Source organism: Paenibacillus polymyxa M1 (assembly GCF_000237325.1).
In the GTDB taxonomy this organism is placed as follows: Bacteria; Bacillota; Bacilli; order Paenibacillales; family Paenibacillaceae; genus Paenibacillus; species Paenibacillus polymyxa_C.
On sequence record NC_017542.1, the window covers coordinates 4,085,007 to 4,110,372 of the forward strand.

Here is a 25,366-nt window from a genome sequence, read left to right on the forward strand (position 1 = left end):
TGAGTAAACAAAACAGGCCCTTGAATCACCTACACGGGTGGTTCAAGGGCCTGTTTGCTTTCACTACTCCCTCACCGTCGGCGTGGGATTCAGGGGTACGTTGCTTTAAGCACGGCGCAGCGAAGGGGGCGGAATGGTGCTGGACAAGCGAAGCGGTCGCCTTTAAATTCCGATTTTCACCTTTATGCGTAATCATAAAAATCGGAATTTAACAGCGATGGTAAGCACCATCCGCCTCCGCAGCGGCCTTTAAAGCACCACCTCGTAATCCACACGCCACTCTCCTACTTTAAATGCATTTTGAATTGCAGGAACAATTCGTTATAATGAGCGAGCATTCGCTTGCCTAGGTTATCGTATACTTCAAGCTTATCTGTAATTTCAGATGGAGGATAGAACCGCTCATCGCCAGAAATATCTTCAGGCAGCAATTTCTTTGCATCCTTGTTTGGTGTGGAATAACCCACAAATTCAGCATTTTGAGCGGCTACATCGGGCTGCATCATAAAATTGATAAATTTATGAGCCGCATCCACATGGGTAGCCGTTTTTGGAATAACTATATTATCAAACCACAGGTTGGACCCTTCATCTGGCACGACGTAATCCAGCTTATCGTTCTGATCCATGATTTCGGACGCATCACCGGACCATACAACTCCAGCAGCAGCTTCCTCGTTGGCTAGCAGCATTTTAATCTCGTCGCCAACCACAGCCTTGACATTAGGTGCTAGCTTTTCCAGCTTCGTCAAAGCTTGCTGCAAATGCGCCTTGTTTGTATCATTCAGGGAATAGTGGAGACTGTTCAGCGACATGCCCATAATCTCCCTAGCTCCATCAACCAGCAACAGGTTATTACGCAACTTCGGGTCCCACAGGCCATCCCAGCTATGAAAATCAATGCCTTTGGTCAGCTCCGGGTTAAACACAATCCCGACTGTACCCCAAAAATACGGAACCGAATATTGATTATTTGGATCAAACGAAAGGTTTAGATAATGAGAATCTACATGCTTCAAATTCGGCAGCTTGCTATGGTCCAATGGGAGCAGTAGATGTTCTTGCTTCATTTTAGCCAAAGCGTATTCCGAGGGAACCGCTACATCAAACGAAGTTCCTCCCTGCTCGATTTTCGTCAGCATCGCCTCATTGGAATCAAATGTCTGATAAATGACGGTAATCCCCGTCTCCTTCTGAAACCGTTCCAGCAGCTCAGGATCAATGTAGTCTCCCCAGTTGTACACCGTCAGTGTGTTACCACCGGAGTAGCCTTGACTAGAGTTCAACCAGGCTGCCACGCCCATCAGACCAAACGAGATGATGAAAATGGACAGAAACACGCGCACAAGCGACTTCATCTAGGCACCCCCATTTCCGCCGCAGGCTCTTTTTTACCATTACGATTCGCCTTGCGCATAATAAAGTAATAGCCCACCACCAGCAGCACAGTAAACAGGAATATGAGCGTGGACAGTGCATTGATGGACAAGGAAACCCCTTGACGGGCCCGTGAGTATATTTCCACCGATAAGGTCGAATAGCCACTGCCTGTCACAAAAAAGGTCACCGCAAAATCATCCAGCGAGTACGTTAACGCCATAAAAAAGCCTGCATAAATCCCTGGCTTGATAAAGGGCAAAATCACCTTGGTTAGCACATCCAGCCGGCTGGCACCCAAATCACGCGCAGCGTCCACCAGGGATGGGCTCATTTCCTGAAGCCGCGGCAAAATCATAATGACCGCAATCGGCACACTAAACGCAATATGGGATAACAAAACAGAGTAAAAACCCAGCTTAATGCCAACCATCGTGAACAAAATGAGGAAGGAAGCGCCAATAATGACGTCCGGGTTCACGATCAGTACATTGTTGAGCGACAACAACGTATTTTTGACTCGACGGTTCTGCATCTGATGAATAGCCAGCGCACCCATGATACCAATAATCGTAGCCAACGCAGACGACAGCAAAGCGATTACTAAGGTGTTAATAACAATAATGATCAAGCGGGTGTCTGCAAACACCTCTTTGTAATATTGAAGTGTAAAGCCTTCAAACTCGTGCATGGTCCCGCCGCTGTTGAAGGAATAGTACATCAAATACAAGATAGGCGCATACAACACGAGAAAAACAATCACCAAATATATATTCCCGAATCGGTTTTTATTTACCATGCCGCACCCTCCGTTTCGTTCGCGAGGTGAGCAACATAATGATCGCCATCGCCAAAATCAGGAACACAGCCACTGTTGAGCCCATACCCCAGTCCTGAGTAACTAGAAAATGCTGCTCTATCGCCGTCCCCAGCGTAATTACACGGTTACCTGCAATCAGACGGGTAATCATAAACAGCGACAACGCTGGAATAAACACAGCCATACAACCAGACCGCACACCCGAAAGTGTTAACGGGAAAATAACCCTGCGAAACGCGGTCCATTTGGATGCGCCCAAATCACGGGCTGCGTCCAGCAGTGAAGGATTCAAACCTTCCAACGCATTATAGATGGGCAAAATCATAAAAGGCACAAAAATATAAACAGATACAAACACAAAACTGGAGCTGGTAAACAATATTTGCTGACCGCCCAACCCAACCATGCCTAATACCGCATTTACCGGACCATAAGTCCCGAAAATCCCGATAAAAGCATACGTTTTGAGCAACAGGTTAATCCAGGTCGGCAAAATAATGAGCAACAGCCACAGTTGCTTATGCTTGGTGCGAGTAAGCAAATATGCCGCCGGATACGCCACGAGCAGTGAAAATACAGTGATCAGAAATGCATACCAAAACGAGCTAAGCGTCATGCTTAAATAAACAGGTGTCAGAAACTGAGCGTAGTTGCTGAATGTGAGATGACCATCCACATCAAACAGTGAATAGTAAAATACAAGTACAACTGGAGCTGCCACGAACAGCACAATCCATAAATAGTAAGGCAGCAGATACGCTGCTCTTGTATTACCGGACATGCTGATCCACCTCTTCATAGGCTTCCAGACGCCGATCGAATTCTTCCTCTGTTTCCCCGAACCGCATGACATGAATGGCTTCCGGGTCGAATCGCAGACCGATTTCACTGCCCAGCTCCGCCTTTTTGGTAGAATGCACCAGCCATTCCTGTCCTGAGTCATCATAGCAGCTTATTTCATAGTGAACTCCACGGAACAATTGGGTATCCACCTGAACACGCAGCTTGCCTTCAGCAACACTGGTAATCTCCAAGTCCTCTGGCCGAATTACAATTTCAATAGGTTCGTTCGGACGCAATCCTCCGTCGACACATTCAAACTGTCGGCCGTTGAATTCCACTTGGTAATCCGCGATCATACGTCCAGGAACAATATTCGATTCGCCGATAAAATCAGCAACAAACCGATTAATCGGCTCATCATAGATATCATTTGGCGTCCCACTCTGCTCGATCTTGCCCTTGTTCATGACAAAAATTTCGTCTGACATGGCCAGTGCTTCCTCCTGATCATGCGTAACAAATATAAAAGTGATTCCAAGTCGCTGCTGCATTTCACGCAAAATATACTGCATTTCTGTCCGCAGCTTTAAATCCAGTGCCGACAATGGTTCATCCAGCAAGAGAACATCAGGCTCATTGACGATAGCCCGTGCAATAGCTACACGCTGACGCTGTCCCCCGGACATTTCAGAAATTTCCCGTTCGCCGTAGCCTTCCAGATTGACAAAGGACAACGCCTGTGTCACCTTCTCCTGAATGTCCTTTTTGTTCATCTTTTTAATCCGCAGACCAAAAGCGACATTTTCAAACACATTCAGATGTGGAAATAGCGCATAATCCTGAAAAACCGTATTGACCTGCCGCTCGTTGGCTGGAACACGATTAATGAGTTTTCCATTCAAATAAATAGAGCCCTCTGTCGGCTCTGCAAAACCTGCAATCATACGCAGAATCGTCGTTTTACCACAGCCGGAAGGACCCAGCAGTGTATAAAATTTGCCACGCTCAATCTCAAAGCTGACATCCGCCAGCACTGGGGGATCGTTGTCATATTGTTTGGTCACCCGTTCGAATCGGATGATGGTTTGCTCTCCCATAACACCCTCCTTCAAAAAATTCGACTTCATTCCACCACATTCTCTTCATTAAACATAATTATTCAGACCGTATCATTCACCCTTGTGACTTCCATGTAAAATAGTCTGTCAACACACGGATAGCTACCTCGATGGCTTCCTCTGCAGGCTCCAGCTTGGCATGGTGCAAGCCATAAGGCGTATCCACGCCAAGCCAGAACATCAAGCCAGGAATTCGTTCCAGAAAATACCCGAAGTCCTCTCCGGTCATCGCTTCTCCGCATTCAACAAGCTGCACATCCTGCCGATTACTAACCCATTTCATGAATTCCTCAGTCACCTTGGCTTCATTGTATACTTGCAAATAATTGGAGCCATAATGAATCTTCGCTTGGCATTCAAATCCAGCTTCCACACCGCGCACCAGCGCCTCAATCCGCGATTTAACCAGCGTCATCGTATCGGCAGACAACGTTCGGATCGTACCTTCCAAACGGGCGGTTTCCGCGATAATATTCTGCTTCGTGCCTCCGCTAACCTTACCAACCGTAATGACCGCTGCATCCAGTGGATTCACATTACGGGCTACCACCGTCTGTAATTGTCCCACCAGCTGACAAGCAGCCACTACCATATCATTCGCCTTGTGTGGATACGCCGCATGCCCCCCCGTACCCTTGAGGTCGATGAAAAGCTCCGATGTATTGGCAAATAGGATGCCCGAGCGAGTGGCTATGGTGCCTACAGGATATTCTGGTGCAACATGCAATGCGACAATTTCATCCGGCATCCAGTCGGCCAGCTCCGTGCTGTCCCGCATAGGCAAGGCTCCACCAGGTCCTTCCTCAGCTGGTTGAAACAACACGACCAGATCATCCTTAATCGGATGACTCGCAAAGTGTGTTACAATTCCCAATCCAATCGTCATATGTAAGTCGTGACCACAAGCATGCATGTAGCCGGGATGAGTCGAACGGAAATCGTAACCCGTCTCTTCCTCAATCGGTAAACCATCCATATCACAACGATATCCATAGCGGCGCTCAGGAGCCGTTCCATGAATAAGTACTAACACGCCCGTACGCCATGTACGAATGTCCAGCCGCTCCTGAGGGAGCGTTTCCAAGTAGTTCAGCAAGTATCGTTGTGTTTTATATTCCTCAAACCCTGGTTCGGGAATTTGATGCAGATCCCTTCGTATTTGAACAAAAGAACGATCATCAGCTGTGCTCATTATGCTGCCACGCCTCCTCTTTATAGCTCATCAGCTCTTATCGGGCAAAAGAATAAAAGGACAAAAGCCCGGCGCAGCCGCCGAGCCTTGTCCGTTGTGCTTCGTCCCTAAGTTATGCTGTCAGTGCATCATGCTCCTGACAAGGAATCGTTCACCTTTGGTACCTAAAAAACGTTGCCTTCTTACAGAACGCGCAGTTCTTTCAAAATCTCAGTTTTGGATTTGGTCTTGTCATCGACCTGTTTGATTACACGTGCAGGTGTACCAGCTACTACGGAGTATGGAGGCACATCTTCAGTTACAACCGCTCCGGCTGCAACAACTGCACCTTTACCGATGCGTACGCCTTCCAGTACAACCGAGTTCGCACCGATCAATACTTCGTCTTCTACAATGACAGGCTGTGCGGATGGTGGCTCAATGACACCTGCAAGGACGACGCCTGCACCGATGTGGCACATGTTGCCGACTTTAACACGACCGCCCAGCACAGCATTCATATCAATCATGGTGCCTTCACCAATCGTAACGCCAATGTTAATCACTGCGCCCATCATAATGACTGCGTTGTTACCAATGCCCACCATATCGCGGATATAGGCGCCTGGCTCAATGCGTGCATTGATGCCTTTCAGATCCAGCATTGGAACAGCAGAGTTACGGCGGTCATTTTCCACCACATAATCTTCTTCTTTCGCGTTTGCGCTATCCAGTACAGGCTTGATATCGGCCCAATCACCAAATACCACACCGCTGTCTCCAGAAATAAAAGCTTGAACATTCTCGCCAAAAGATGCGGAAGCCAAAGCCCCTTTTACATATACTTTAACAGGCGTCTTTTTCTTGCTGTTTTTAATCACGTTGATGACTTCTTGTGTATTCATTTCGATGGACATATTAAATCTAACAACTCCTTCATCGCTTCATACGACTTCGCAAGCCGGAATGATCTTATTCTCTCATCCTTTATAGCACAAAAGTGCAGGTCTCGCAATTACAGATTAGACCTTCGAATCGCTAATCCAGTACGTAAAACAACAAATTTCAGCAGTTTGACTGCCTTAAATTCATGATTATAAGCCAGCGACCACCTTAATTTTAAACAGGATTATTTATTAGCTTGCAGGCTCTCCAGCGATGTATAAATGAAGGATTCGAATCCTTCAGCAGGTTCACCATGTGGAATGTTCACTTTCACGCTGAAAGCGCCCGTAGTATTTTCCACAACAATATATTGTTGGGTGATCTTCGAACCGTTCGCTTGCAAGAACAGACGGCTGCTGGTCAGCGCTTGAGGCACGGCTGCTTTGTCCAGCTTTTGCACCTTGCCAATGGAAGCCAGGTCCTTCTCGCCATCTTTTTGAAGTTCATCTAAATTAAAGTTGGAGGGCAGCTTCGTAATTTCGGCGTAGTAGTTATCATCTACCGCTAAAGCGACACGGTTTTGATCGGGAAACAGGGACATCGGATCAAACACATACAGCGAATAGCCCTCTCCCTTTGCCAAAGTTGCTGTCTGCTTTTCCTTTTTCCCTTCAAGGTTAAGCTCAAAAGTTTGAGTTTTCGCGCGATTCCCGCCTACTTGTTGACCAGAGCTTCCGTTTTGACTGCTATCTGTTGAAGCCTCTGTCTTTTGTATTTTCGTTAAAGTCAGTTGCTTCGCTGTCGCGTCGTCCTCTACTGCTTTTTCGGTATATTCAAACGCTACTGGATCACCTTCCTTAAGTCCAGCAATTACTGTATCCAGTCCTTCCCCCAGTTGGAAGGATTGGGCTTCGCCATTGGTTTCAATCTCTACCGTATGCGGATCAGCAGCTCCGTTGTATACACCTGTGCCTTTTTTAACCTGCGGCTCAGCGACCGGCTCCGGAGTGGCTTGCGGCTGTTGCGTTTGCGGTTGATCTGCCCCTTGAGGTGCATTGTTATTGGTTTGCGGTTTCGTACCACAGGCTGATAGAGCCAGCACTGCCACGACAGTCAGTAGTATGATTGAAAATGTGTTATGTTTTTTCATAAAATCCACCTCCACGATGATAGACGAGCTTGTGCAGCAGAAGTTCTATACAGCATCTCACTTAAAATCCTTTCCTCTCGCTCCCGTTTATTATATTCTCAGGATTTTGCAAAATCCTAATACCATGGGGATGCCAGGTACGGTATAATGGGCTATATTAAACCTCATTTTCGAGATACCGTTAGAAGGAATATTAACGTATTTATTTTCTTCCATACGGATGGAGCTGCCACATGAATCAAGCACACAAACCGTCGTTTTCCTTTGAATTATTATACATCATAGGTATTATCGCTATTTCGTTCTCCTCGATCTTCGTCAGATGGTCTGAAGCCGAGGTGTCCGTCATCGCTATGTACCGTTTGTACCTGACCAATCTTCTGATGCTGCCATTGGTCTGGAAATACCGCACCGAGCTATTCAGCCTCACTCGCAAGCAGTGGATGATGATCCTCTGGTCCGGTATCGCGCTAGGGCTGCATTTCTTGCTGTGGATGGGCTCGCTGCGACTGACCACCGTTGCAAGCTCTACTGTTATTATGACATTGGAACCGATCCTTGTCATGCTCGGTTCTTTTTTGTTTTTCCGGACAGGCACAAATCGCGCTATGCTCTTTGGAATGGGCATGGCCTTTGTCGGCTCACTGGCCATTGGCGCAGGGGATTTTCATGTCTCAGGACAAGCTCTGCTCGGAGATGCGCTGTCCTTCTTGGGTATGGTAGCCGTGTCCATCCATATGCTGATGGGCAAGCATCTACGCGAGCATTTGAGCGCTTTTGTCTATAATTTTTGGGTTTTTATCATCGCAGCCACATCGCTTGCGCTGTATAATGTGGTCAATGCCATACCTTTTACTGGATATGCCCCACGCGAATGGGGACTGTTCCTGCTGCTTGCCATTGTGCCTACACTGTTCGGACACTATCTGTTTAACTGGCTACTCAAATACATTAACGCCACCGCGGTGTCGATGGCGGTACTCGGTGAGCCCGTTATTTCCTCCCTGCTGGCTTGGGTGCTGCTCGGGGAAAGGCTGTCTACCTTACAATTTGGTGCAGGCTTTTTTATCCTGTTCGGGGTATGGGTTTTTATCCGATACGGAACAGATTTTAAAAAGCAAGTTGTCCATGAAAGTGAAATACCCGACAATGAGCGCTCCCTGAAGGCTAGCTCTTAGCTTATTACCCCATTTTCATAAACCATACTCAATGGATTAAATTTACTTCTAAAAAAAGGAAGGCGGAATCCTCTATGAAATCCATCGTATCCAAACGCTGGTTGCTGGCCCGATTGTACGAACCTGACATAATCATTGCCGACTGCCGTTCCCTGCTTGGACAAGCCGGAGCTGGACGAAACGAATTTAATGAAGACCATATCCCAGGGGCGGTTCACTTCGATTTGGAGGAAGACCTTACCGCTCCTCTAGGCGAGCATGGTGGTCGCCATCCATTACCTGACGTGGATACACTTGCTGCACGTCTGAGCCGTGCCGGAATCAATGCAGCTTCACGCATCGTTGCTTATGATGACCAAGGGGGCATGATGGCCTCCCGCTTCTGGTGGCTCCTGCGCTATCTTGGGCATGAACAGGTGTACGTACTGGAAGAAGGCTACAACGCTTGGAAGGAAGCGAAGTTCCCCGTTACGGCAGACCAGCCGATTCGCATTCCCTCGACCTTTGTGCCAAATGTTCAGCCACAAATGCTCACAAGTATGAAAGAAGTACAACGTATATCCGAAACTTCTGTTCCTGTTGGCTCCTATATCGGTTTTTCACCTATATTGATCGACTCCAGAGAGCGTCCGCGCTACCTGGGGCTGGAAGAGCCCATAGATCAAGCAGCGGGGCATATCCCCGGTGCAGTGAATTTCTTCTGGAAAGAGGTCTTGGATGAAAAGGGGGCATTTAAAAACGAAGAGCAGTTAAAACAGCATTTCTCAGACCTTGATCAGAACGCTGAGATCATCGTATATTGCGGATCAGGCGTATCTGCCTGTCCAAATGTCCTGGCCTTGAATGAGGCAGGATTTAGTAATGTGAGACTCTATCCGGGGAGCTGGAGCGATTGGATCAGCTATGAGGAAAATCCGGTGGCGACTGGACAGGAATGATCCATTTTTAACAGATATACAGGTTCTAAAGACAAACACACTGCCTTAAGCGAATAGGCGCTTACGGCAGTGTGTTTACTTAATTTTGCAATAGGTCTCTGGGTTGATTTCCGAATATGGTTACCATTAACTTATCGTACTAATTAAAATATAGGGTTTAATTCCAACCACTTTTGAAGCAGTTTAATATCTTCATCGACATTTTTGATGACAGCAGAGTCTCCCCAAGTATTTGGAAGATAAGAAATGTATAGAGTACCAATATTAAAAATTCTTCTGAAGGGAATAAAGAGGGCAATAGAATCTACTTCACTTTGACTCATTGCTCTAACCTTGTTATATCCATTTAAGAATTGATATTTTCGTTCCTCTCTCTTTTGTAGTTTTGTTTCGTCACATCCCATGCCAAATGGGAAAGCATACAAAGATATGTCATATGCTCTCCATCCATTTCCACAGAAATCAAAATCAAAAAGGATAGGATTACTGTTAGCGTCAACTCGGATATTCCCACTATATATGTCGCCGTGACATATACCATATTGCGGTCTTTCAACAGTCAAACACTCTAGTTTATCGCTCACATTCTTTGCAACTTCCTCTAAAAAATGCAGGTCAAAATCATGAATGGTTGAGAACTGCCTTATAGCATCCATAGAATTATCTATAAATGAGTCAGCATCTAGATTCCATCGTTTTTTTCCAAGCTCACATTTGTCCCAAGCATTATGAATTGTAGCAATATAACTACCTAGTCTCTCGTTTAATTCAGCTGTTTCCTCAATTTGGTTAAACTCATGTTTTCCAACAGACGTATATAGTACTCCATACCTTATCCCATTTGCAGTGTTAAACTGTGAAATAAATTTTCCATCATGTCTTGTAACTGGTGTAGTAATTTCAATGTCTGATAATTTTAGGTGATTGAGCAAATCTACCTCTGTTTGTATTTCTTCCATGCTTCTTATTCCTTTACGGTATACCTTAAAGAAATACTCTTTTTCGTCTGCATTAACTCTGTATATGTCATGTATACCTCTATAAAATAACCGGCATTTAAGTAAGGCATAAGAAAAATATTCTCTTGAAATGTACTCACGGAGTGCATCTGCAGATAGTACAGATATCTCCAACGGAAAAATTTCCAAATGAATATCTCCCTTCAACATTATTCATTCGATGTACCCAGCTGCATATGATCCGGTATCAACTGACTCTATCGATCGTTTAATCCCTTTCCATTGAGAATGTCCTGCATACATTTTTCAATCCTTGATTCACGAGTTTTAGATTGCTTGGGCGCAGAAAAATGCATAACGTATGCTCTTTGTCGTCCCGGCGTCAATGCAGCAAAAGCAGTTTTCAAGGCAGGATCTTCATCTAATTTAGCCTGAAATTCCTCAGGAAATATGAGTTCTGTATTCTTTTTAAAATCCACTTTCAAACCGGTTTTTTCCACTTCAATGGCTTCATTAATATAGTCCTTTAAGATGGCTTCCATCTCAACAATTCCTTCAACATTAGTGAACCGTATCTGGCGCCCCGCCTGCGTATCCTCCCCAGGTTTGATTAGAATACCATTGGGGTCTTTTAACAAAGCACCTTTGAAAAACATAAGCGCACAGTGTTCTTTAAATCCTTGTATTATAGCTATGTTACTATTCTGAAACATGTAACATGGTTTACCCCACTTCAATTCTTCAGTGAGCTGGCAGTCAAGCATGATCGCTCTCAACTTCTCCATTTCTGCCTTCCATTTTTTCACTTTATCTAAATATGCATCAACTTTAGGATTTATTTCCTCTCTGCTTGTCATGTTAGCTCTCCCCTTATTTGTTTTTGCTCATCCTGTTTATGTATATATATTTACAGAAAACCGATTTTCGATACGAAATATAGAAGAAATCACGATACAAAGGGGCAACCCATAGCGATATTTTTTGTCATACGGATTCAGTTATTCGAAGAATAGCCGTCACATTGCTATATTTATTATACGTTCACCTCATCCCATCTATAAATTACATAACCCAATTGACATATAACTAGCAATAAATAAACTACGTTTATGCATAGATATATTTTAATTTTTTTCTTGTATTTATCTAAATCTACTTCTTCGTTCACTTCTCTTTCTTTTATTTTCTCACTCCAACTCATTATTCTTGAGAATTCTACCGCACCCAATACTCCCCATAGCAATGGAAAGACTAGAAATATGGCATTTACTAGAGACAATAATATACCCATCCCTACATCATCCATTGTTCTTATTGATTTAAAACAAATGTGCACCACTAGTGACAGACTAAATAATCCCAAGCCTATAACACTTACTATCGGTTTGTCTTGCATTCTCATTTTTTTATTCCCTTCGCTTCCAATTACATATAACAATCTGTATTCATGATGTCCCAGCGCTTTAGGACTAATAGTCCGTCTGTTACTTGCGGCAGTTAAGCGGTTGATGTATCTGTTGAATTGCTTCCCCGCAATAGCTATCCAATATTTTGAACAACTACATATCTTAATTCATATTCTTGTTGTTTTTCTGTATATGTCAGACATTCTCTTATGGAACCCATTTCTAATATATTCAAATTATTAAAATGTTCTATTAAATTTTCTTCAGTAAAGAAGTGAGCATATTTCCCTTTCTTGTATTCATATGTTCCTTCCTCAACGTTCCTACCCACACCATTATTAAAATCGCTATCAGAAAAACACGTAAAATACATCACTCCCTGTTCCTTCAAATGCATCACACAATTCTGTATCAGTTTTTTTCGGTCTTCTAACAAAAATAAATGTAATAAATCATAACAATATATGCCGTCATACCTTTTGCTTGTACGAAACTCTAACACCGATTCTTGAATAAAATTCGTTTTTAAATCCCATTCTTTTGCTAGATTTATAGCTGAACTAGATATCTCAATTCCATCAACCTCAAAATAAGAAGAGAACATCTTGGTATTTCTCCCATACCCAGCACCAGGAACCAAAATATGATGTGCATTATTCTTTTTGAACAAATCTATAGCTTGGGTTACAGTTTGACTTGGTTCACAACCCCAAATCATTCCTTCTTCAGCAAACCTTTTGTTCCAATAATCTCTCATATTATTTCACCTGCCTATATACTCACATAGCTCTTCTTTTAAGCTCATCAATCTGTCTTATATGATGTTGATCATGCCAGATAAAATCTCTTAGATAAGATATTACAGTAAACTTCCCGTCAGCATATTCTTTAGTAAACTTATCATCTTCCAAACTCTCTATACTCTGCAATATCATGTTACGGTACTGAATAGTCATTTCAATTAATTCTTCCTTCGTTTTTGTTTTCCCATATTCAACAGCACCCTGATTAAATTGATTAAAATCAATATGTGTTAATGTCACAGGCGTATTGTTTAATATCGGATGTATGGCTGCTTCAAAAAAATATTTATCCCACAGCAATATATGACTTACGATATCGTGAACTGACCATTTATCTTCGGCAATCTTTATTTGCCAATCCATTTCACGAATCTCAGAAACAAAACGTATCCATTCCTTGAACTCCTCTAGTAACTGCGACTTCTCATTCATGGTTTCAGACCCCTCTTTTCAGATTTGAGTTAGTTAGAATAATGTATTTGTATTCATGAACCCCAAAAGTGGGGTTTGCTAAAAATTTTTTTATGAATTTTCCCGTTTCTTTAAGCACAATTCCTAGCTTCAATCTAAGATCCTCAACCCTCACTCCCTCCTCGACACGTCTCAAAAATTGATTATTTTCAGGTATCTCATAATTTTTCAACCAGTCGAGTCTAACTTCTTTTTCAACATTCCTGCCTGGTAAAAATTCATAAATCCCCGGTCGCCATGTGAGTTCATGTATTTTATCTAAATCTTCTAAAAGATATTCCCGAAGGATAATGTCTTTACATTCTATAGACAGGCTATACGTGGAATCCTCTTCAGAGTGCATGTTGACTCTCCTTTGATTGTATTGGTACTACAATGGATTCGCACTGCTTTCCTATAATGTTTCTGTGTTCGCGAGATCTGCCGCTAATCGGATGTGTCTGGCTAAATCCATTCCCCAAAATTCCTCTGTCAGACTGAGGGCGTTAGCCTGATGTGTGAAACTTTTATTAGATGACTCCTTCCAGACTTCATTGTACTGACTTACACTAATTTCTTAGCTACAAAGGTTATACAATCCATTGATAGTTTCACGAGTTGTTTATTTCTTTCAATTTCATATTCCAGTTGCTTTACTAATCGTTTTTTAACTTCCCATCCAATGTAGTGATGTCTTAATAATTCCATCATACTTTCAGTCGAGATATTTACTTCAAACATTGGCTCTAATTGTTGTGCATCCTTCATTCTCATCTCTTTTATATTCGTTCCAACAACAATGCAATTGGTTCCATTTATTTTTGTTCCTGTAGTCATTTCTTCAATTTTTAATTCCATTTCCCTTTCCGATCTTACATGCTCCAAAGCAGATACAGCTATTATAATGTCATACTCATCTTGTTTAATATTGAAGTTTTCAATATCAGATAATTTTGTTTCAATAAATTGTTCGACACCATACTTTCTACTATAATTTTCCAATTTATCAATAGCAGACTTTAATAAATCCACGCAAACTACTTTTCCTTTTCTAATCTTCATGGATTCAGCTATAGGAATACTATTTCTACCAATTCCAGCTCCTAAATCAAGCACCGATAGATTATCGTAATCTTTATATTCAGCTAGAAGGTCCAATACCGTTTGTACCGGTCTATGTAACCAAGAACCGGACTCAAACAAATTGTAATTGTCATAACAGAAATCATGATACTTCTTCTCTTCTAATCTTATATTCTCTACCTTATCCAAGTTCTCACCACGAGCTTTCTGCATGTTTTATCTTTAACGTCTCTGTATTCACACGAACTCAAGGGTTGTCTGCTGAAAATCTCTCGCCGAAATCCATCTTGGAGACCTAGCTCCATAAGGAGCCGCAGACCAAATATTATGATATAAGATTTTTGAGTCTAACATTCTAATGCCCATAATTAACCATCTAAATAAAATGAATATTCTGTACTAACCAAACCAGAAAATCACTCTTACATCTTCAGCATTCCCTAATTTCGATAATTTTGGAATTGTTTCATTGATGAAACCCGAACATGTATCCATAATATTTCTATATTCCATAAATTGATCACAATAATAATTTTCATCCCATTTAAAATTAATTAAATCCTTCAATAATAGCCAACTGTGGTCATAAAAATCATCTTTATCCTCGAATGCAACTTCACTCAATTCAGGGGAGATATCCACCGGAAGACCTCTTGGCAAAGATAGAAACTTTAGATTATGATCATTCCTAGTATTCGATAGAATACTGAATAAATCATAGTTCCTATCGCCACTATAAAATTCATAAGGATCACTTGGTTTCAATTTAGCAGTCTTGTCTTCAGGATATAGATAGTAATCTGGGTTAACATTCCACTTATTGCACTTACCCAAATAGCAGTATCATTTAATTCTGCCTTACTCTTTTTAATTTTTCTCCAAGTACCATCAATCTGTTCATATTCGTCTCTGAAGTGCCTTTTCTCTACAAAAACCAAATATCTGTGCCCATATAACCTCCCAATTATGTTTTTTGAATACATCCTACTTTTAAAGTCTCTGTACTGTACCAATAGAAATCTTCATATTAGGTGCATATACTAACCAAGATTTATCACTGAACTCTTCAGAAAAAGTTGCTTCTGCTTCATATTGTTTTTGAGCTTCCATTTCGTTTAATACTCTGGCCAATAAATTTTTGAGTACCTCTGAAATATCATTAGGTTCTTGTCCCAAGCCTTCTTCTTTCAAAGAACTATAAAGCATGTTTTTACTTTCCGAGTCCATATTCTAATCAAGAAAGTTCACCTTATCGCTAACCCTACACCCTATATTTCTTAAGCCTAGCTGGCTTAGCATGATCGGTATTTGGATGCCTATATTTCCGTCTTTATCTGTACGCTTATGATCTCTCTCATATAACTCCTGTAGAATACCTAACCGAATGACATTGCTTTGTTCAATTCCATCTAAATAATAATTCGCCATATTACCAATCCAGTGTGGTTCAAAACAGATAACCATCCCATTATCCTGAACACAATTAACCATCTTCTGTAGAATGCTCTTTGGATTAGGCATATGTAATAAAAAAGCATGACTGACTGCTATGTCATACTTCTTTTCTAATTCCACTTTTTCAATATCACACTCTATAAATTCAGCATTATAAGAGAGTTTCGAAAATATTTCATTGGCTTGCTTTATTAATTCCATGCCTTTGTCAATGCCAGTATATGTTGATCCATTTGGTAGCAATGGAAGAAGCTTTAGTCCCAAATATCCAAATCGGCATCCATAATCTACGATCTCTACAGGTTTATTTATCTTCCACACCTTTTGTATAAGAAATTCCAAATAATCATCGTTATAGTACAACCAGCGGGTATTTCGTAGGTAATCAATTTTATTGTCCCAATAATATTCAGACATAAAAATCCCCCTAGTTATTTTATTACGTCGCTTCTCCGACAACTTGCTCTAATGACTAAATTCCTTTCTAATCATGTCCTTCTTCTCATCTATTATTTCCTTTAACTTAATAGCCTCTTTTTCTGTTATTTCTCCATTTTTTCTTTCAGCTTCTATTTCTTCTTTAATATCCTCTAATAAGGCTCTTGTCTGATATAACCTCAATCCAGTCCATTCAGAAATAAAAAAATCATCCTCTACCGTACCATCTAGATTGAAAATCATCCTATAATAACCTATATGACTTGTTCTATATTCGATTCTAATTTTCACTTCAACATACTCAAGATCTCTATTGCTTGGGTCTAATTATTCCAAACTCTTGATATGTAAGGAAAAATCCTCTATTAAAATCTTTAAATAATCTTTATCATAGTCCCAAAACAACTCATCAAATTGCTCAGGCTCCTCGAGCTTGTAGGTATTTAAATTAAGCCAAAAAGCTTCTAATGCCCGGTTTCTTATATTGTGTTTGTCTACCCAATCTCTTAGTTTTTTTACATCCATAAGATCCATCACCCCATAAAGTATTTTGTCGTATTTCTGATAATGTTTCTGTGGCCATAACGCCCGACGCCTTCGTAGACCAAGGAAGCGAAAGCGACCACAGTGTGAATTACTTAATTCAATTTCCCTTTAGGGCTCTACTCGAACTAATACCTCTTCCATAGTCATTTCTGGAGTTATAATTATCGTTTTGTTTAGTTTTCGACTTAGGTCTTTTAGAAGATTCATGAGTACATCTATTTTTTTCTCTGAGTCTATCTGTATTGGTGAAATATCAAATTCAATAACACTTCCTTCATACAAATACCCACAAATATCAATTTCATTATATTCAATAGTTACCCCAATACTTGCTTCTCTTTTAATTCTTAACAATTCAGCAATATCTCTAATTTTAGTTATTAACCCATCTATAGTCACTCGATAATTAATTTCATTGCTTTCCAAATACTCAAAAATTATAGCCCATATTTGGATGTCTGTATCCAATATATAAATGTCCCTTAGACTTCCATCTTTAAAGAATACTTCATTCGCTACTTCATCGTAATTCATGCAAACCTCCTAACACTCCGCGTTTCACCTAACGTTCTTGTATTTCACGAGTCCTCACTATCTATTTGCTTCTAATCTTCGTTCATTCTATCTGCTCGTATCCAACTCATTTCCTCAATGTTTAATAATTCTTTAAACTCTTCTACTAATTGATGCTCAGATTCTAATTGTGTATAATAATTATTATTCAAAATATCGTCTAATTGTTTTATTTGTTCATTATCCAGTTCAAAAAATCTAAATGTTTTTAGATTGCAATTTGTAAACTGTTTTGCTATTTTCTCATTGTATTCATTAGATCTCAGAACTTCTTCAATTAATTCAATTCTGATTTTGTCCCCTCTAGGGTCTACATATAAAAATTCAATGTGATCTTCCTCTGGATATCTTTCTTCTGCAAGCTTAATAATTGAAGTATCTAATAAAACATATGATATATGAAGACTTGCTATCTCTTGTAAATTGTAAACTACACGGTATCCCCAACAGTGATCTTCAAAATTATAAAAATATAACACTGGGATTTTTCCTGAAATTTGAAATAGGCTTTCCGGAATTTCTTCACTTTCTTCTGTATCTTTGGTTATAAAAACAAACCATTTGTCATTTAAATCCTCCGCGTATACAGGATCATGCTCAAGAATTGCCTCTTTATATTTCAATAGTGATAAACTTCCTGAAGTCAATTCACTCATTGTTTTGGCTCCTTTTTAGTCATATCTCACTAATACTCTTCAAATTTATATTTTGTTAATTTATTTAATTCGATCACTTGTTCTTGATTAAAATAGCCCACTAGGCAGCCTTGATCTAAAATTGAAATATACAATTTCATGGATTGTTCAGTCTGTGTTAACTCATTAAATTTCTTGAATATCTCCATATCCAACCAATCATCATCTACTTTCATTTCCCATCTTGTAAGTTCATTCTCATATTCAAAGGAGGCCCATGCAGTACTATTCTGAATATCTACGTAATCCGTTATCTTATTTAAATTAAGTTTTGTCATATTTTTTAACCGCATTATTACTCTTGCATAGTCTCCATGGTCCTCAATACATTCAGCATCCAAATACCAAATTTCATCAGATACATTTATAAATTCACCATTGACTTCAACTTCTCCACCTAAAGTAAGTAGTAGCAAGTTGTAGGGATCTTCTTCATATTCAATTCTTGAAGTTTCTTCTAAAAATAATTCTTTTTTTAAATCTAATCTCATGAAGATGCCCAATTCAGAAAGTTGGTTTAGTTGAACTTCAAATATTGTTTTCTTTTTCTTAAATAAACCAAACAACTTAAACACCTTCTTTTTATAATTTGCATCCCTTTCCTATAACAATACTCCCAAGATGTTGATTCTATATATTCTTTATTATACTTTTTTCGTATTATTCAATTCGATCTGTTGCATGCAACTCATTATTAAAACTATCAATAAAGAAATTATAACTTCCCATTTCAATATTAATAATGTTTCTGAATCAGGATACAATATACTTTGAGAGGATAGTCCCCAATTCTGTAGTTTAGGGCATGTGATAGTAATGTTGAAATTGATATTAATATCCAGTTCTCTATAAAGTAATAATTGTTATGATCTTTATTGAACCAACCATTAATAACTACTAAACAAAAAGGAATAATTATGGTTGTTCCCATTGCAGAAAAGAAAGTAACAATCCACAATTCTTCAAAAACATTTATCAACATCCAAATAGGTAACAAAGTTAGATGAAATATAACTATTGGCAATATGTTAATGGTAAAAAGGTTTCTTCGTATTATTGCAATTAGTTTTGTAATTTCTATCCCTCTTTCTATTGTTTTTTGAGGACTAGAGATTTTCTGATAACGTTTTTGTACCTACGAACCGGAGAGGCTTAAGTTGCAATAGGGCTGACTGCTCAAATACAAACAGGACGTTAGCCCACATTAATTTTTTATAATGGTTTGTAATTTATCTATAACTTCATTCCGATCTTCACCGTTTACTTCACATACTCGAGCCGCTAAAGTTGGTGCCATCCATTCCTCAAGGACTTTTGGGTTCATTCCAGATAGCATTAAATACTCTCTTAGATACTCTCTATTAAAAAATTCACGATATTCGCTCTTAATTAGCCAACTGGGAGCATTAGACGGTAGTGCGTGTGATTGTATCATCATCGAAGTTCTAGTAACATCTGCCGCTTGATTACCAACCAAAACATTCATCCAATCAATAATTATAGGCCCATTGGATGAAAGGATAATGTTGCCGGGGTGAAAATCATAATGACAAAGTGCATTACCTTCAGGCAATACATTAAGAACATCTATAGCAATTTGCTTCTCATATTCTTTAATCACTTCAGCAGTATTAATTTTGTTGGTTAATTCAGTTTTTAGATTTGAATTAAATTTGATCTCAATATTATGTAATTCAAAATGAAGTTGCGCCATTAGCTTAGCATAATGAGAAACACTTAATTTCGTTGGTTCTATTTGTTTTAGCATTGTTGGCCCATCAATTTTCTCATAAATAAGACACGACGTGCCCTCATACTCCAAAAGGCCAGAATAATTAGGTGCTCTAAGATTTAAGTTATTTATAATCTCAGCATTTTTTGCTTCCTTTTTTGCCTCGTGCATTGAGCGGCTTTGATCATGAAAAATCTTTATTACTTCGGTTTTCCCCCATTCATAGACACTTGCAGTATTACCAATACCAAGTAATTCACCTATCATAATTTGTCCCTTTCTTCGAGCAACAAGGCGTTGCGTTTGCTCTCTCCAAATTAACATTCAAACGCTTTGCTTGCTTCTGTTAATTCATCATTGGCCTCTAAATATTTTAATATTTTTTCAATATCATCGTGGTCGATTGTCTTCGCTATAATTAGATGTTTAATATTAAGTCCTGGTATTTCCATTTCTTTTTTGAAGTAGTTTAATAATTTTCGAGGGGTTGTCACCAAACTCCATCGTTTACTTCCATCCGAAAAAGTAAGGGTCACCTCTACCAAATCAAACTCTTTGGATCATCATCAAACTTCCATTTTTCTAAATAAGGGACTTCTATATTTCCTTCAATAAAATGAGCTTTTGATATCCAAACTACTTTTCCATGGTTTCCAATAATTCTATACTTATCCCCATCTTCTTTTTTTACGATGTATTTATTGCCCCTTGTAAGTGCATGAGCATATACGCCTATACTTTTACAAGTTATGATTGGTCCCTCCATCAATTCACTTCCATACCGTATTTAATTTACTGAGGTTTCGCACACCTTTTCTCTATTATTTTTAACAAATGGCGCATAAGAGGTAGTCTGCTAAATGCCTTCCCGGAATCTATTCCACAGACCAAGGCACCGTATGAGTCGCTGCTTTGCTTGAATATGATGTTAAGTGATGTCTTTGCTTCTTCGAATCAGTGTACATTATTGTTTTTCTATTATTCCAAAAGTATCATGAATGACTCTTTCATAGTTTGCCCATTCAAAATAAAAAGGACCTATATTTATTGGTTTGTTCTCATGCTCCAACTTGAAATCCTTCCATACTACAATTTCTTCCTCTCTGTCAATTTTCACTGAGATATAACCACACTCTTCATCTCCACACCAAGGACATACAAGTATTGGATATCTATAATACATATGCTCATGTGGTTTTTTTAGCAAAAAGTATTGAATCATTTCTTTTTGGTGATCTTCGCTTCCCCATCCTAAGGATGGAACCAGATCGTGTTTCTTGAGCATTTGGTAAAGTGATCTTCCATCAATAATTAAATCTGCAAATTTTGTGTTCTTATTCTCATCTTGTTCTGGGTCAAATTCATCATATCGGCTGGAAAGTTTAGTTTGTAGAGTATTTATCGTTGTCATTGGTTTCTCCTTTGTTGATTATCTCACATAGATTTCATATGACATTCTTATATTCACGAATCCTCACTGGCTTAAAGACCGAATGCCTGGCGTGATGCGGTTAATCAGTGCAGGGCTGTCTCGACAGTCACTTCATCGCCTAGTGCTCCCAAAACCAAGGATCGACTTACCTCGGCTTTAGCATAAAAAAGGCGAAGCATTGTAACTTTTCTTATCTGATTTAATCATTTATTATAATTTGCTCGCCCTTTCATCTCTTTAATTAATTCTCTATATATTTCTACATCATATTGAAAATTCAAGTCATGCGTAATCATAATGCTCTTTAGTTCATCAAATTTATGTATTAATTCTTCTAAAAAATCGATTATTTGGTTCCAAGAGAAAGCAAATTTATTAGAAGTCTTAACGAATTGTTCCTTAAAAGGCGATTGCTCAGTTAACCAAAACAATCTATCATCCTTATGATTGACTTCAACATAGTATCCACCACAACCGAATATACCGCAAGTACAAGTGAACATAGGATACTTTCCTGGACAAATTAATGATTTTAAAAACTCTTCTTCAACAAACACTTCATCTTCGTCCAACTTATTTCCGTTTATATATAAAGCTATCCTCCAATCAATAACATGGACCATTCGCCCAGAATGTCTTGTTATATTTTTGTATTCTTTTCTTATGTCAATTTCCATATCTACTGGCAGCACATCAAGTCTATTTTCATCTACTTTATTTAAGGATATTTTCATGGTTTCTCCCTGAACTTGTTGTATGACCACCATATTTCGCCTAATGTTTCTTATATTCATGAACTCCCTCAGGGGTTGCTGTCTGCTCTGGCTTCTTTAAAATCTCTCTGGCAAACCAAGAGCTCTGCATGACCCGAAGCATGAATATTATGTTATATGATTGTTACCATCTTCATGAAATACCTACAGTCCTTAATTCAGCTTCCATTATTGCAAAGTATACATCCATGACAATTTAAATAGATACCATGTTTTTCGCATTTGGGATATCCTCTTGGAATTGTAGGGTTATCATCCCCCTCTTCAATCTCTGACCATTCTGTATAATTATTCATGTCAACTTCTTCTTTATTGAATGCTTTAATCATTAAGCCAAATTGATTCAAACAATTAACAACCCAATCTTGCCGTGGTTTATAGCTTAATTTCTCCCACCCTAAACCATCTGCTGCATTTGAAATAGTATCTAGTATAAAATCTTTCTCACTTTCAAAAGAGTCTATAGTCCAAGGCATTTCATCAATATCAAAACCAACTGTTCCTATTCCAACTACAGACTGGTCCCTTTGTGCTAGCCAAATAATTAATTCTTTTTCTCGATTCGTTTTAGCTAGTAGTGATCCACTAATAGCTAAAATTTCGATAAAAACTGAAGTTAATCCATTTGACATACCTATGGGTTCAACTACATCATTTAATTGTTTTGGTAATGAAATGGTGTTCGTCATACTATCCTCCAACACTTGGTTTATATGGTGATTTAACACCTCTGTATTCATGAACCCCAAAGGGGTTACCTGCGAAATTCCTCTTCGAAATCCATCTCGCAGACCAAGGCTCCATTCGAGAGCCGCAACTTGAATATTATGTTAATATAATGTAACTGTCATCTTTAACTGCTGGCATAATGCCTATATGGTGTTATAATAGATATTCTTTATGTATATATGATCCTCATAACGAATTTCTTTTGGATATTCTTCACTGTTGATATCCAACTTCAGTAAATCATCATTACTCTCATTCATTTTACTTTTGGCCTCTGCCCTTAAGTGAATATTATTGAGGATATACCTTATTCGCTTATCATGTTTAATTTCACAACGAACTCCTAATTTCACCATGTTATGTTGATCAGTAAAATCATTGAACAAATCTATTAATATAAAACTATTCTTATCGTATTTCGTGAAAAACACAAAAACATCTCCCTTCCCTACTCTGGAGACACCCTCTCCATATGATAAATACTGGTTATATAATTCCATAACATTAAAACTTATATTTAGTTGTCTCATTAATTCCTCTAAACTAAACACCCCATCTGTATCATCTATCAAATCAAAAAATGGTAAATAGAAATAAAATTCAATATATTTCTTCATTCTTGCTTCCTTTCATTATTTCACAAAATTAATTTTTGCATATAATCCATATAACGTTCTTGTATTTATGAATTCCAATAGGATTGTCTTCTGAAACTACGCACTTCTGCGAGTTATTTACAAACATCTTTGAGCTCTTTCAACAATACAATCCAGTTGTCAGAAAGATAACCAGTTAGGTAGTCAAAAATATCTCTATCTATTGAATATACATACAGTCCGTCGGCCAACTCTTTAATTCTTTCAAGTATCCTTTCATTAAGGTCATGTCTCTCTTCAAATGTTGTAACTTGGTATGGTTCTATTTTTATTTGCCCATTAAAATTAATACCTTCAATGAGCTCTTTTATCTCCTCCAGAATAGACAAATCTTTTTCTGCTTTAATTAGCTTTAAAGCAGAAATGGTTTCATTCAAATACTTTCCAGTGGAATTTTCCAGAAACCCAAGAATCCCATTCATTGTTAATTCTGTATCAAAGTCTATTAACAAAATAATAGTCCGCACAGATTCGGGTACCTCATAAATCATGTCTCTTATTGAGCCAGCCTCTTCTCCGTAGATAACACTACCTATGTGTTCCACAAGATCTGCAGCCGAAAAGTTATTATGGGGCGGAATTAGTAGCTTTATAACATGATTTGGGGTGCTCATCATATTCACCTTGATTTCTTAATTTTGATTTTGCATGGTGTCGTCTAATATTTCTGTATCCATGAACCCCAAGGGGCCGTGTGCTGAAATCTCTCTTCGAAACCCAACTCGCAGACCTAGGCTCCATTGAAGACGCAGCTTGAATATTTATTATATTTTAAAGGTCACTTCCTTCATTGATTTCCTCAACGTCAATTCTTGTTCAACTCCTTTGTCAATATTATTTCCAGAGGTTCGTTCTCAAGCATTAAGCATCCAGCATCTTTATACCCAAGCTTCCTATAAAAATGTTGAGCTCCTTCATTCGACTGTGTTGAGGTCATAACCAATTCAAATCCTTTTTGTTTCATTAATTCTTCCCAATACTGGACAACTTTTTTACCAATACCTGTTCCTCTGTACTCCTCATCTATCCATATCATATTCATAAATGGTGTGTTGTCCAAAAAAAAACCGTATCTCATCCAACCTATTTCTTGATTGGATTCTCTGATTATTAGGATTTCATTTTCTTTTATTTTTGGTCTTATCAGTGTTTTATGTATGTGCTTGTCTCTTAACGAGATATACTCGCAATCTGATTCAATTGCAAAATCAATCTGCATTGTAAATCCTCCCTTTCACGCTTTTCATTGAATATCTTCTTGGTAACACTTAGCATTGATGTCTCATAATGTTGTACAGTACATAAGTTTATAAAGTCTTTTTAAAAATGTATAAGTCGCCTTCTTCTCTAACTTTAGTAAACCCACACTTTGAATAGAAGTGATGATTCTTCACACTCCAGCTAGGAGTATCCAGCCACCATTCAGTGCTATCTGGAAATTCACTTTCAATTTTCTCCATCATCTTCGTTCCGATTCCTTGATTTTTAAAATTTGGATCAATAAAGATCCTTCCTAGATTATGCACTTGATTACATTCTACAAATATCATAGCTCCCCCGATTATTTCTCCATTAAAGAGTACCTTGAAGTATTCGCAATTTTGCATCATCTCTTCTTGCCAACTTATGGAGTCATACCCTATGGGCCCAACGGTTTCGTTAATATTAAAATACTTTGATTCATCCTCAAAACTGGCCTTTTGTATTTCAGCAAGTTTTTGAGCATCATTTTTTCTAGCTTTTTCTAATGTCAACACCCAACATACCTCCATTGTCTTTTTATTTTTTCCAGGGTTGTCTGTTGAAACGCCTCCTCGAACTCCATCCCAGCAGGTCAAGGCTCCGTGAGGATTCTTATGCTTGAATATTATGTTATCAGAAGTTACCGAACTTCTTCACTATGCATTCAAAATCAATCTGCAATTTTTTTATTAGCGAAATTTCTTATATAGTCTTTTTTCATTTTGTAGTTTGATTATTAGTTCATATGCATCTCTTCGAATTATATTAATCCCATAATTGGCAAAGAGTATATCCATAAAATGACCTCAGATCTTTCGCGTTCTTTATACTATAGTTTTTAGTACTTTTGAGATCTAATTATTATGTTTTTAGTAATTCAAGAATTTCTGATAGCGTTTCTGTATTCATGAACCCAAAGGGTCTGTCTGCTGAAATCCCTCTTCGAAACCCAACTCGCAGACCTAGGCTCCATT

32 protein-coding genes and 1 pseudogene are annotated in these 25,366 nt (G+C 38.9%); 2 read left to right on the forward strand and 31 right to left on the reverse strand.

Annotated features, from left to right (window positions below; all coding sequences use genetic code 11):
• Positions 1-284 precede the first annotated feature (284 nt).
• From PPM_RS18300 to PPM_RS18330, 7 genes are all read right to left on the reverse strand, one after another.
• The gene (locus tag PPM_RS18300) at positions 285-1,358 is read right to left on the reverse strand and encodes an ABC transporter substrate-binding protein (protein ID WP_013372268.1); all 1,074 of its coding nucleotides are present in this window, start codon (positions 1,356-1,358) and stop codon (positions 285-287) included.
• Positions 1,355-2,176 (reverse strand): ABC transporter permease, encoded by an 822-nt coding sequence (locus tag PPM_RS18305; RefSeq protein WP_013372269.1) that lies wholly within the window; start codon positions 2,174-2,176, stop codon positions 1,355-1,357. The genes PPM_RS18300 and PPM_RS18305 overlap by 4 nt, the downstream gene beginning before the upstream one ends.
• Positions 2,166-2,978: an ABC transporter permease gene (locus tag PPM_RS18310; RefSeq protein ID WP_013372270.1), complete on the reverse strand. Its 813-nt coding sequence runs from the start codon at positions 2,976-2,978 to the stop codon at positions 2,166-2,168. Before PPM_RS18310 ends, PPM_RS18305 begins: the two co-directional genes overlap by 11 nt.
• On the reverse strand, positions 2,968-4,077 hold the full coding sequence (locus PPM_RS18315; RefSeq protein ID WP_013372271.1) for an ABC transporter ATP-binding protein: 1,110 nt from the start codon (positions 4,075-4,077) through the stop codon (positions 2,968-2,970). The genes PPM_RS18310 and PPM_RS18315 overlap by 11 nt, the downstream gene beginning before the upstream one ends.
• A gap of 76 nt (positions 4,078-4,153) precedes the next feature.
• A complete protein-coding gene (locus PPM_RS18320) occupies positions 4,154-5,290 on the reverse strand; it encodes an N-acetyldiaminopimelate deacetylase (RefSeq protein ID WP_013372272.1) in 1,137 nt (378 codons plus the stop codon).
• A 182-nt stretch (positions 5,291-5,472) separates the two neighbouring features.
• Positions 5,473-6,186, reverse strand: a complete 714-nt coding sequence (gene dapD, locus PPM_RS18325; RefSeq protein WP_013372273.1) for a 2,3,4,5-tetrahydropyridine-2,6-dicarboxylate N-acetyltransferase — start codon at positions 6,184-6,186, stop codon at positions 5,473-5,475.
• A gap of 212 nt (positions 6,187-6,398) precedes the next feature.
• Positions 6,399-7,304, reverse strand: a complete 906-nt coding sequence (locus PPM_RS18330; RefSeq protein ID WP_013372275.1) for a hypothetical protein — start codon at positions 7,302-7,304, stop codon at positions 6,399-6,401.
• A gap of 233 nt (positions 7,305-7,537) precedes the next feature.
• Here PPM_RS18330 and PPM_RS18335 point away from each other — a divergent pair, with 233 nt between their 5' ends.
• Positions 7,538-8,482: a DMT family transporter gene (locus PPM_RS18335; protein WP_013372277.1), complete on the forward strand. Its 945-nt coding sequence runs from the start codon at positions 7,538-7,540 to the stop codon at positions 8,480-8,482.
• 74 nt (positions 8,483-8,556) lie between these two features.
• Positions 8,557-9,420, forward strand: a complete 864-nt coding sequence (locus PPM_RS18340; RefSeq protein ID WP_013372278.1) for a sulfurtransferase — start codon at positions 8,557-8,559, stop codon at positions 9,418-9,420.
• 143 nt (positions 9,421-9,563) lie between these two features.
• Here the strand turns inward: PPM_RS18340 and PPM_RS18345 are convergent, their stop codons facing one another.
• The 24 genes and pseudogenes from PPM_RS18345 to PPM_RS18460 form a co-directional block, all read right to left on the reverse strand.
• Entirely contained in the window at positions 9,564-10,568 is a 1,005-nt protein-coding gene (locus PPM_RS18345) for a phosphotransferase enzyme family protein (RefSeq protein WP_013372279.1), read from the reverse strand.
• Between the two features lie 68 nt (positions 10,569-10,636).
• Positions 10,637-11,236, reverse strand: a complete 600-nt coding sequence (locus PPM_RS18350) for a YdeI/OmpD-associated family protein (protein ID WP_013372280.1) — start codon at positions 11,234-11,236, stop codon at positions 10,637-10,639.
• Positions 11,237-11,412: 176 nt separating this feature from the next.
• The gene (locus PPM_RS18355; RefSeq protein WP_043886018.1) at positions 11,413-11,781 is read right to left on the reverse strand and encodes a hypothetical protein; all 369 of its coding nucleotides are present in this window, start codon (positions 11,779-11,781) and stop codon (positions 11,413-11,415) included.
• 137 nt (positions 11,782-11,918) lie between these two features.
• Positions 11,919-12,542 carry a class I SAM-dependent methyltransferase gene (locus tag PPM_RS18360; protein WP_013372282.1) on the reverse strand — a complete coding sequence of 208 codons (624 nt, stop codon included), beginning with the start codon at positions 12,540-12,542 and terminating at the stop codon, positions 11,919-11,921.
• A 22-nt stretch (positions 12,543-12,564) separates the two neighbouring features.
• Positions 12,565-13,020 carry a DinB family protein gene (locus tag PPM_RS18365; RefSeq protein WP_013372283.1) on the reverse strand — a complete coding sequence of 152 codons (456 nt, stop codon included), beginning with the start codon at positions 13,018-13,020 and terminating at the stop codon, positions 12,565-12,567.
• 4 nt (positions 13,021-13,024) lie between these two features.
• Entirely contained in the window at positions 13,025-13,402 is a 378-nt protein-coding gene (locus tag PPM_RS18370) for a hypothetical protein (RefSeq protein WP_013372284.1), read from the reverse strand.
• 200 nt (positions 13,403-13,602) lie between these two features.
• Complete coding sequence (locus tag PPM_RS18375) at positions 13,603-14,334, reverse strand: class I SAM-dependent methyltransferase (protein WP_013372285.1); 732 nt, start codon at positions 14,332-14,334, stop codon at positions 13,603-13,605.
• 186 nt (positions 14,335-14,520) lie between these two features.
• A complete protein-coding gene (locus tag PPM_RS30190; RefSeq protein ID WP_013372286.1) occupies positions 14,521-14,763 on the reverse strand; it encodes a hypothetical protein in 243 nt (80 codons plus the stop codon).
• A 348-nt stretch (positions 14,764-15,111) separates the two neighbouring features.
• Positions 15,112-15,993: pseudogene (locus PPM_RS18385) on the reverse strand (class I SAM-dependent methyltransferase).
• Between the two features lie 48 nt (positions 15,994-16,041).
• Positions 16,042-16,257: a hypothetical protein gene (locus PPM_RS30195; RefSeq protein ID WP_013372287.1), complete on the reverse strand. Its 216-nt coding sequence runs from the start codon at positions 16,255-16,257 to the stop codon at positions 16,042-16,044.
• 84 nt (positions 16,258-16,341) lie between these two features.
• Positions 16,342-16,539 carry a hypothetical protein gene (locus tag PPM_RS30200; RefSeq protein WP_013372288.1) on the reverse strand — a complete coding sequence of 66 codons (198 nt, stop codon included), beginning with the start codon at positions 16,537-16,539 and terminating at the stop codon, positions 16,342-16,344.
• 129 nt (positions 16,540-16,668) lie between these two features.
• Entirely contained in the window at positions 16,669-17,094 is a 426-nt protein-coding gene (locus PPM_RS18400) for a hypothetical protein (protein WP_013372289.1), read from the reverse strand.
• Between the two features lie 71 nt (positions 17,095-17,165).
• Positions 17,166-17,789, reverse strand: a complete 624-nt coding sequence (locus tag PPM_RS18405) for a hypothetical protein (RefSeq protein ID WP_013372290.1) — start codon at positions 17,787-17,789, stop codon at positions 17,166-17,168.
• Between the two features lie 29 nt (positions 17,790-17,818).
• A complete protein-coding gene (locus PPM_RS18410; protein ID WP_228392867.1) occupies positions 17,819-18,403 on the reverse strand; it encodes a hypothetical protein in 585 nt (194 codons plus the stop codon).
• A gap of 629 nt (positions 18,404-19,032) precedes the next feature.
• Positions 19,033-19,884, reverse strand: a complete 852-nt coding sequence (locus PPM_RS18415) for an aminoglycoside phosphotransferase family protein (RefSeq protein WP_013372292.1) — start codon at positions 19,882-19,884, stop codon at positions 19,033-19,035.
• Entirely contained in the window at positions 19,878-20,096 is a 219-nt protein-coding gene (locus PPM_RS30205; protein WP_228392935.1) for a hypothetical protein, read from the reverse strand. The genes PPM_RS18415 and PPM_RS30205 overlap by 7 nt, the downstream gene beginning before the upstream one ends.
• A 2-nt stretch (positions 20,097-20,098) precedes the next feature.
• Entirely contained in the window at positions 20,099-20,326 is a 228-nt protein-coding gene (locus PPM_RS30210) for a hypothetical protein (RefSeq protein ID WP_013372294.1), read from the reverse strand.
• 198 nt (positions 20,327-20,524) lie between these two features.
• A complete protein-coding gene (locus tag PPM_RS18430) occupies positions 20,525-20,971 on the reverse strand; it encodes a hypothetical protein (protein WP_013372295.1) in 447 nt (148 codons plus the stop codon).
• Positions 20,972-21,195: 224 nt separating this feature from the next.
• The gene (locus PPM_RS18435; protein WP_013372296.1) at positions 21,196-21,726 is read right to left on the reverse strand and encodes a hypothetical protein; all 531 of its coding nucleotides are present in this window, start codon (positions 21,724-21,726) and stop codon (positions 21,196-21,198) included.
• Positions 21,727-21,923: 197 nt separating this feature from the next.
• Positions 21,924-22,454 (reverse strand): hypothetical protein, encoded by a 531-nt coding sequence (locus tag PPM_RS18440; RefSeq protein WP_013372297.1) that lies wholly within the window; start codon positions 22,452-22,454, stop codon positions 21,924-21,926.
• A 183-nt stretch (positions 22,455-22,637) separates the two neighbouring features.
• The gene (locus tag PPM_RS18445) at positions 22,638-23,111 is read right to left on the reverse strand and encodes a hypothetical protein (protein ID WP_013372298.1); all 474 of its coding nucleotides are present in this window, start codon (positions 23,109-23,111) and stop codon (positions 22,638-22,640) included.
• Positions 23,112-23,224: 113 nt separating this feature from the next.
• On the reverse strand, positions 23,225-23,767 hold the full coding sequence (locus PPM_RS18450) for a DMP19 family protein (protein WP_102163622.1): 543 nt from the start codon (positions 23,765-23,767) through the stop codon (positions 23,225-23,227).
• A gap of 188 nt (positions 23,768-23,955) precedes the next feature.
• Positions 23,956-24,369 (reverse strand): GNAT family N-acetyltransferase, encoded by a 414-nt coding sequence (locus tag PPM_RS18455; protein ID WP_013372300.1) that lies wholly within the window; start codon positions 24,367-24,369, stop codon positions 23,956-23,958.
• Between the two features lie 88 nt (positions 24,370-24,457).
• Positions 24,458-24,907: a GNAT family N-acetyltransferase gene (locus PPM_RS18460; protein ID WP_013372301.1), complete on the reverse strand. Its 450-nt coding sequence runs from the start codon at positions 24,905-24,907 to the stop codon at positions 24,458-24,460.
• Positions 24,908-25,366: the final 459 nt, after the last annotated feature.

What these genes read in the sequence shown, in the direction of transcription:
- PPM_RS18300 (WP_013372268.1), bottom strand. Translation starts at nt 1,358, where the DNA reads ATGAAGTCGCTTGTGCGCGTGTTTCTGTCCATTTTCATCATCTCGTTT.
- PPM_RS18305 (WP_013372269.1), bottom strand. Translation starts at nt 2,176, where the DNA reads ATGGTAAATAAAAACCGATTCGGGAATATATATTTGGTGATTGTTTTT.
- PPM_RS18310 (WP_013372270.1), bottom strand. Translation starts at nt 2,978, where the DNA reads ATGTCCGGTAATACAAGAGCAGCGTATCTGCTGCCTTACTATTTATGG.
- PPM_RS18315 (WP_013372271.1), bottom strand. Translation starts at nt 4,077, where the DNA reads ATGGGAGAGCAAACCATCATCCGATTCGAACGGGTGACCAAACAATAT.
- PPM_RS18320 (WP_013372272.1), bottom strand. Translation starts at nt 5,290, where the DNA reads ATGAGCACAGCTGATGATCGTTCTTTTGTTCAAATACGAAGGGATCTG.
- dapD (WP_013372273.1), bottom strand. Translation starts at nt 6,186, where the DNA reads ATGTCCATCGAAATGAATACACAAGAAGTCATCAACGTGATTAAAAAC.
- PPM_RS18330 (WP_013372275.1), bottom strand. Translation starts at nt 7,304, where the DNA reads ATGAAAAAACATAACACATTTTCAATCATACTACTGACTGTCGTGGCA.
- PPM_RS18335 (WP_013372277.1), top strand. Translation starts at nt 7,538, where the DNA reads ATGAATCAAGCACACAAACCGTCGTTTTCCTTTGAATTATTATACATC.
- PPM_RS18340 (WP_013372278.1), top strand. Translation starts at nt 8,557, where the DNA reads ATGAAATCCATCGTATCCAAACGCTGGTTGCTGGCCCGATTGTACGAA.
- PPM_RS18350 (WP_013372280.1), bottom strand. Translation starts at nt 11,236, where the DNA reads ATGACAAGCAGAGAGGAAATAAATCCTAAAGTTGATGCATATTTAGAT.
- PPM_RS18355 (WP_043886018.1), bottom strand. Translation starts at nt 11,781, where the DNA reads ATGAGAATGCAAGACAAACCGATAGTAAGTGTTATAGGCTTGGGATTA.
- PPM_RS18360 (WP_013372282.1), bottom strand. Translation starts at nt 12,542, where the DNA reads ATGAGAGATTATTGGAACAAAAGGTTTGCTGAAGAAGGAATGATTTGG.
- PPM_RS18365 (WP_013372283.1), bottom strand. Translation starts at nt 13,020, where the DNA reads ATGAATGAGAAGTCGCAGTTACTAGAGGAGTTCAAGGAATGGATACGT.
- PPM_RS18370 (WP_013372284.1), bottom strand. Translation starts at nt 13,402, where the DNA reads ATGCACTCTGAAGAGGATTCCACGTATAGCCTGTCTATAGAATGTAAA.
- PPM_RS18375 (WP_013372285.1), bottom strand. Translation starts at nt 14,334, where the DNA reads ATGCAGAAAGCTCGTGGTGAGAACTTGGATAAGGTAGAGAATATAAGA.
- PPM_RS30195 (WP_013372287.1), bottom strand. Translation starts at nt 16,257, where the DNA reads ATGATTTTCAATCTAGATGGTACGGTAGAGGATGATTTTTTTATTTCT.
- PPM_RS30200 (WP_013372288.1), bottom strand. Translation starts at nt 16,539, where the DNA reads ATGGATGTAAAAAAACTAAGAGATTGGGTAGACAAACACAATATAAGA.
- PPM_RS18400 (WP_013372289.1), bottom strand. Translation starts at nt 17,094, where the DNA reads ATGAATTACGATGAAGTAGCGAATGAAGTATTCTTTAAAGATGGAAGT.
- PPM_RS18405 (WP_013372290.1), bottom strand. Translation starts at nt 17,789, where the DNA reads ATGAGTGAATTGACTTCAGGAAGTTTATCACTATTGAAATATAAAGAG.
- PPM_RS18415 (WP_013372292.1), bottom strand. Translation starts at nt 19,884, where the DNA reads ATGTTAATTTGGAGAGAGCAAACGCAACGCCTTGTTGCTCGAAGAAAG.
- PPM_RS30210 (WP_013372294.1), bottom strand. Translation starts at nt 20,326, where the DNA reads ATGGAGGGACCAATCATAACTTGTAAAAGTATAGGCGTATATGCTCAT.
- PPM_RS18430 (WP_013372295.1), bottom strand. Translation starts at nt 20,971, where the DNA reads ATGACAACGATAAATACTCTACAAACTAAACTTTCCAGCCGATATGAT.
- PPM_RS18435 (WP_013372296.1), bottom strand. Translation starts at nt 21,726, where the DNA reads ATGAAAATATCCTTAAATAAAGTAGATGAAAATAGACTTGATGTGCTG.
- PPM_RS18440 (WP_013372297.1), bottom strand. Translation starts at nt 22,454, where the DNA reads ATGACGAACACCATTTCATTACCAAAACAATTAAATGATGTAGTTGAA.
- PPM_RS18445 (WP_013372298.1), bottom strand. Translation starts at nt 23,111, where the DNA reads ATGAAGAAATATATTGAATTTTATTTCTATTTACCATTTTTTGATTTG.
- PPM_RS18450 (WP_102163622.1), bottom strand. Translation starts at nt 23,767, where the DNA reads ATGATGAGCACCCCAAATCATGTTATAAAGCTACTAATTCCGCCCCAT.
- PPM_RS18455 (WP_013372300.1), bottom strand. Translation starts at nt 24,369, where the DNA reads ATGCAGATTGATTTTGCAATTGAATCAGATTGCGAGTATATCTCGTTA.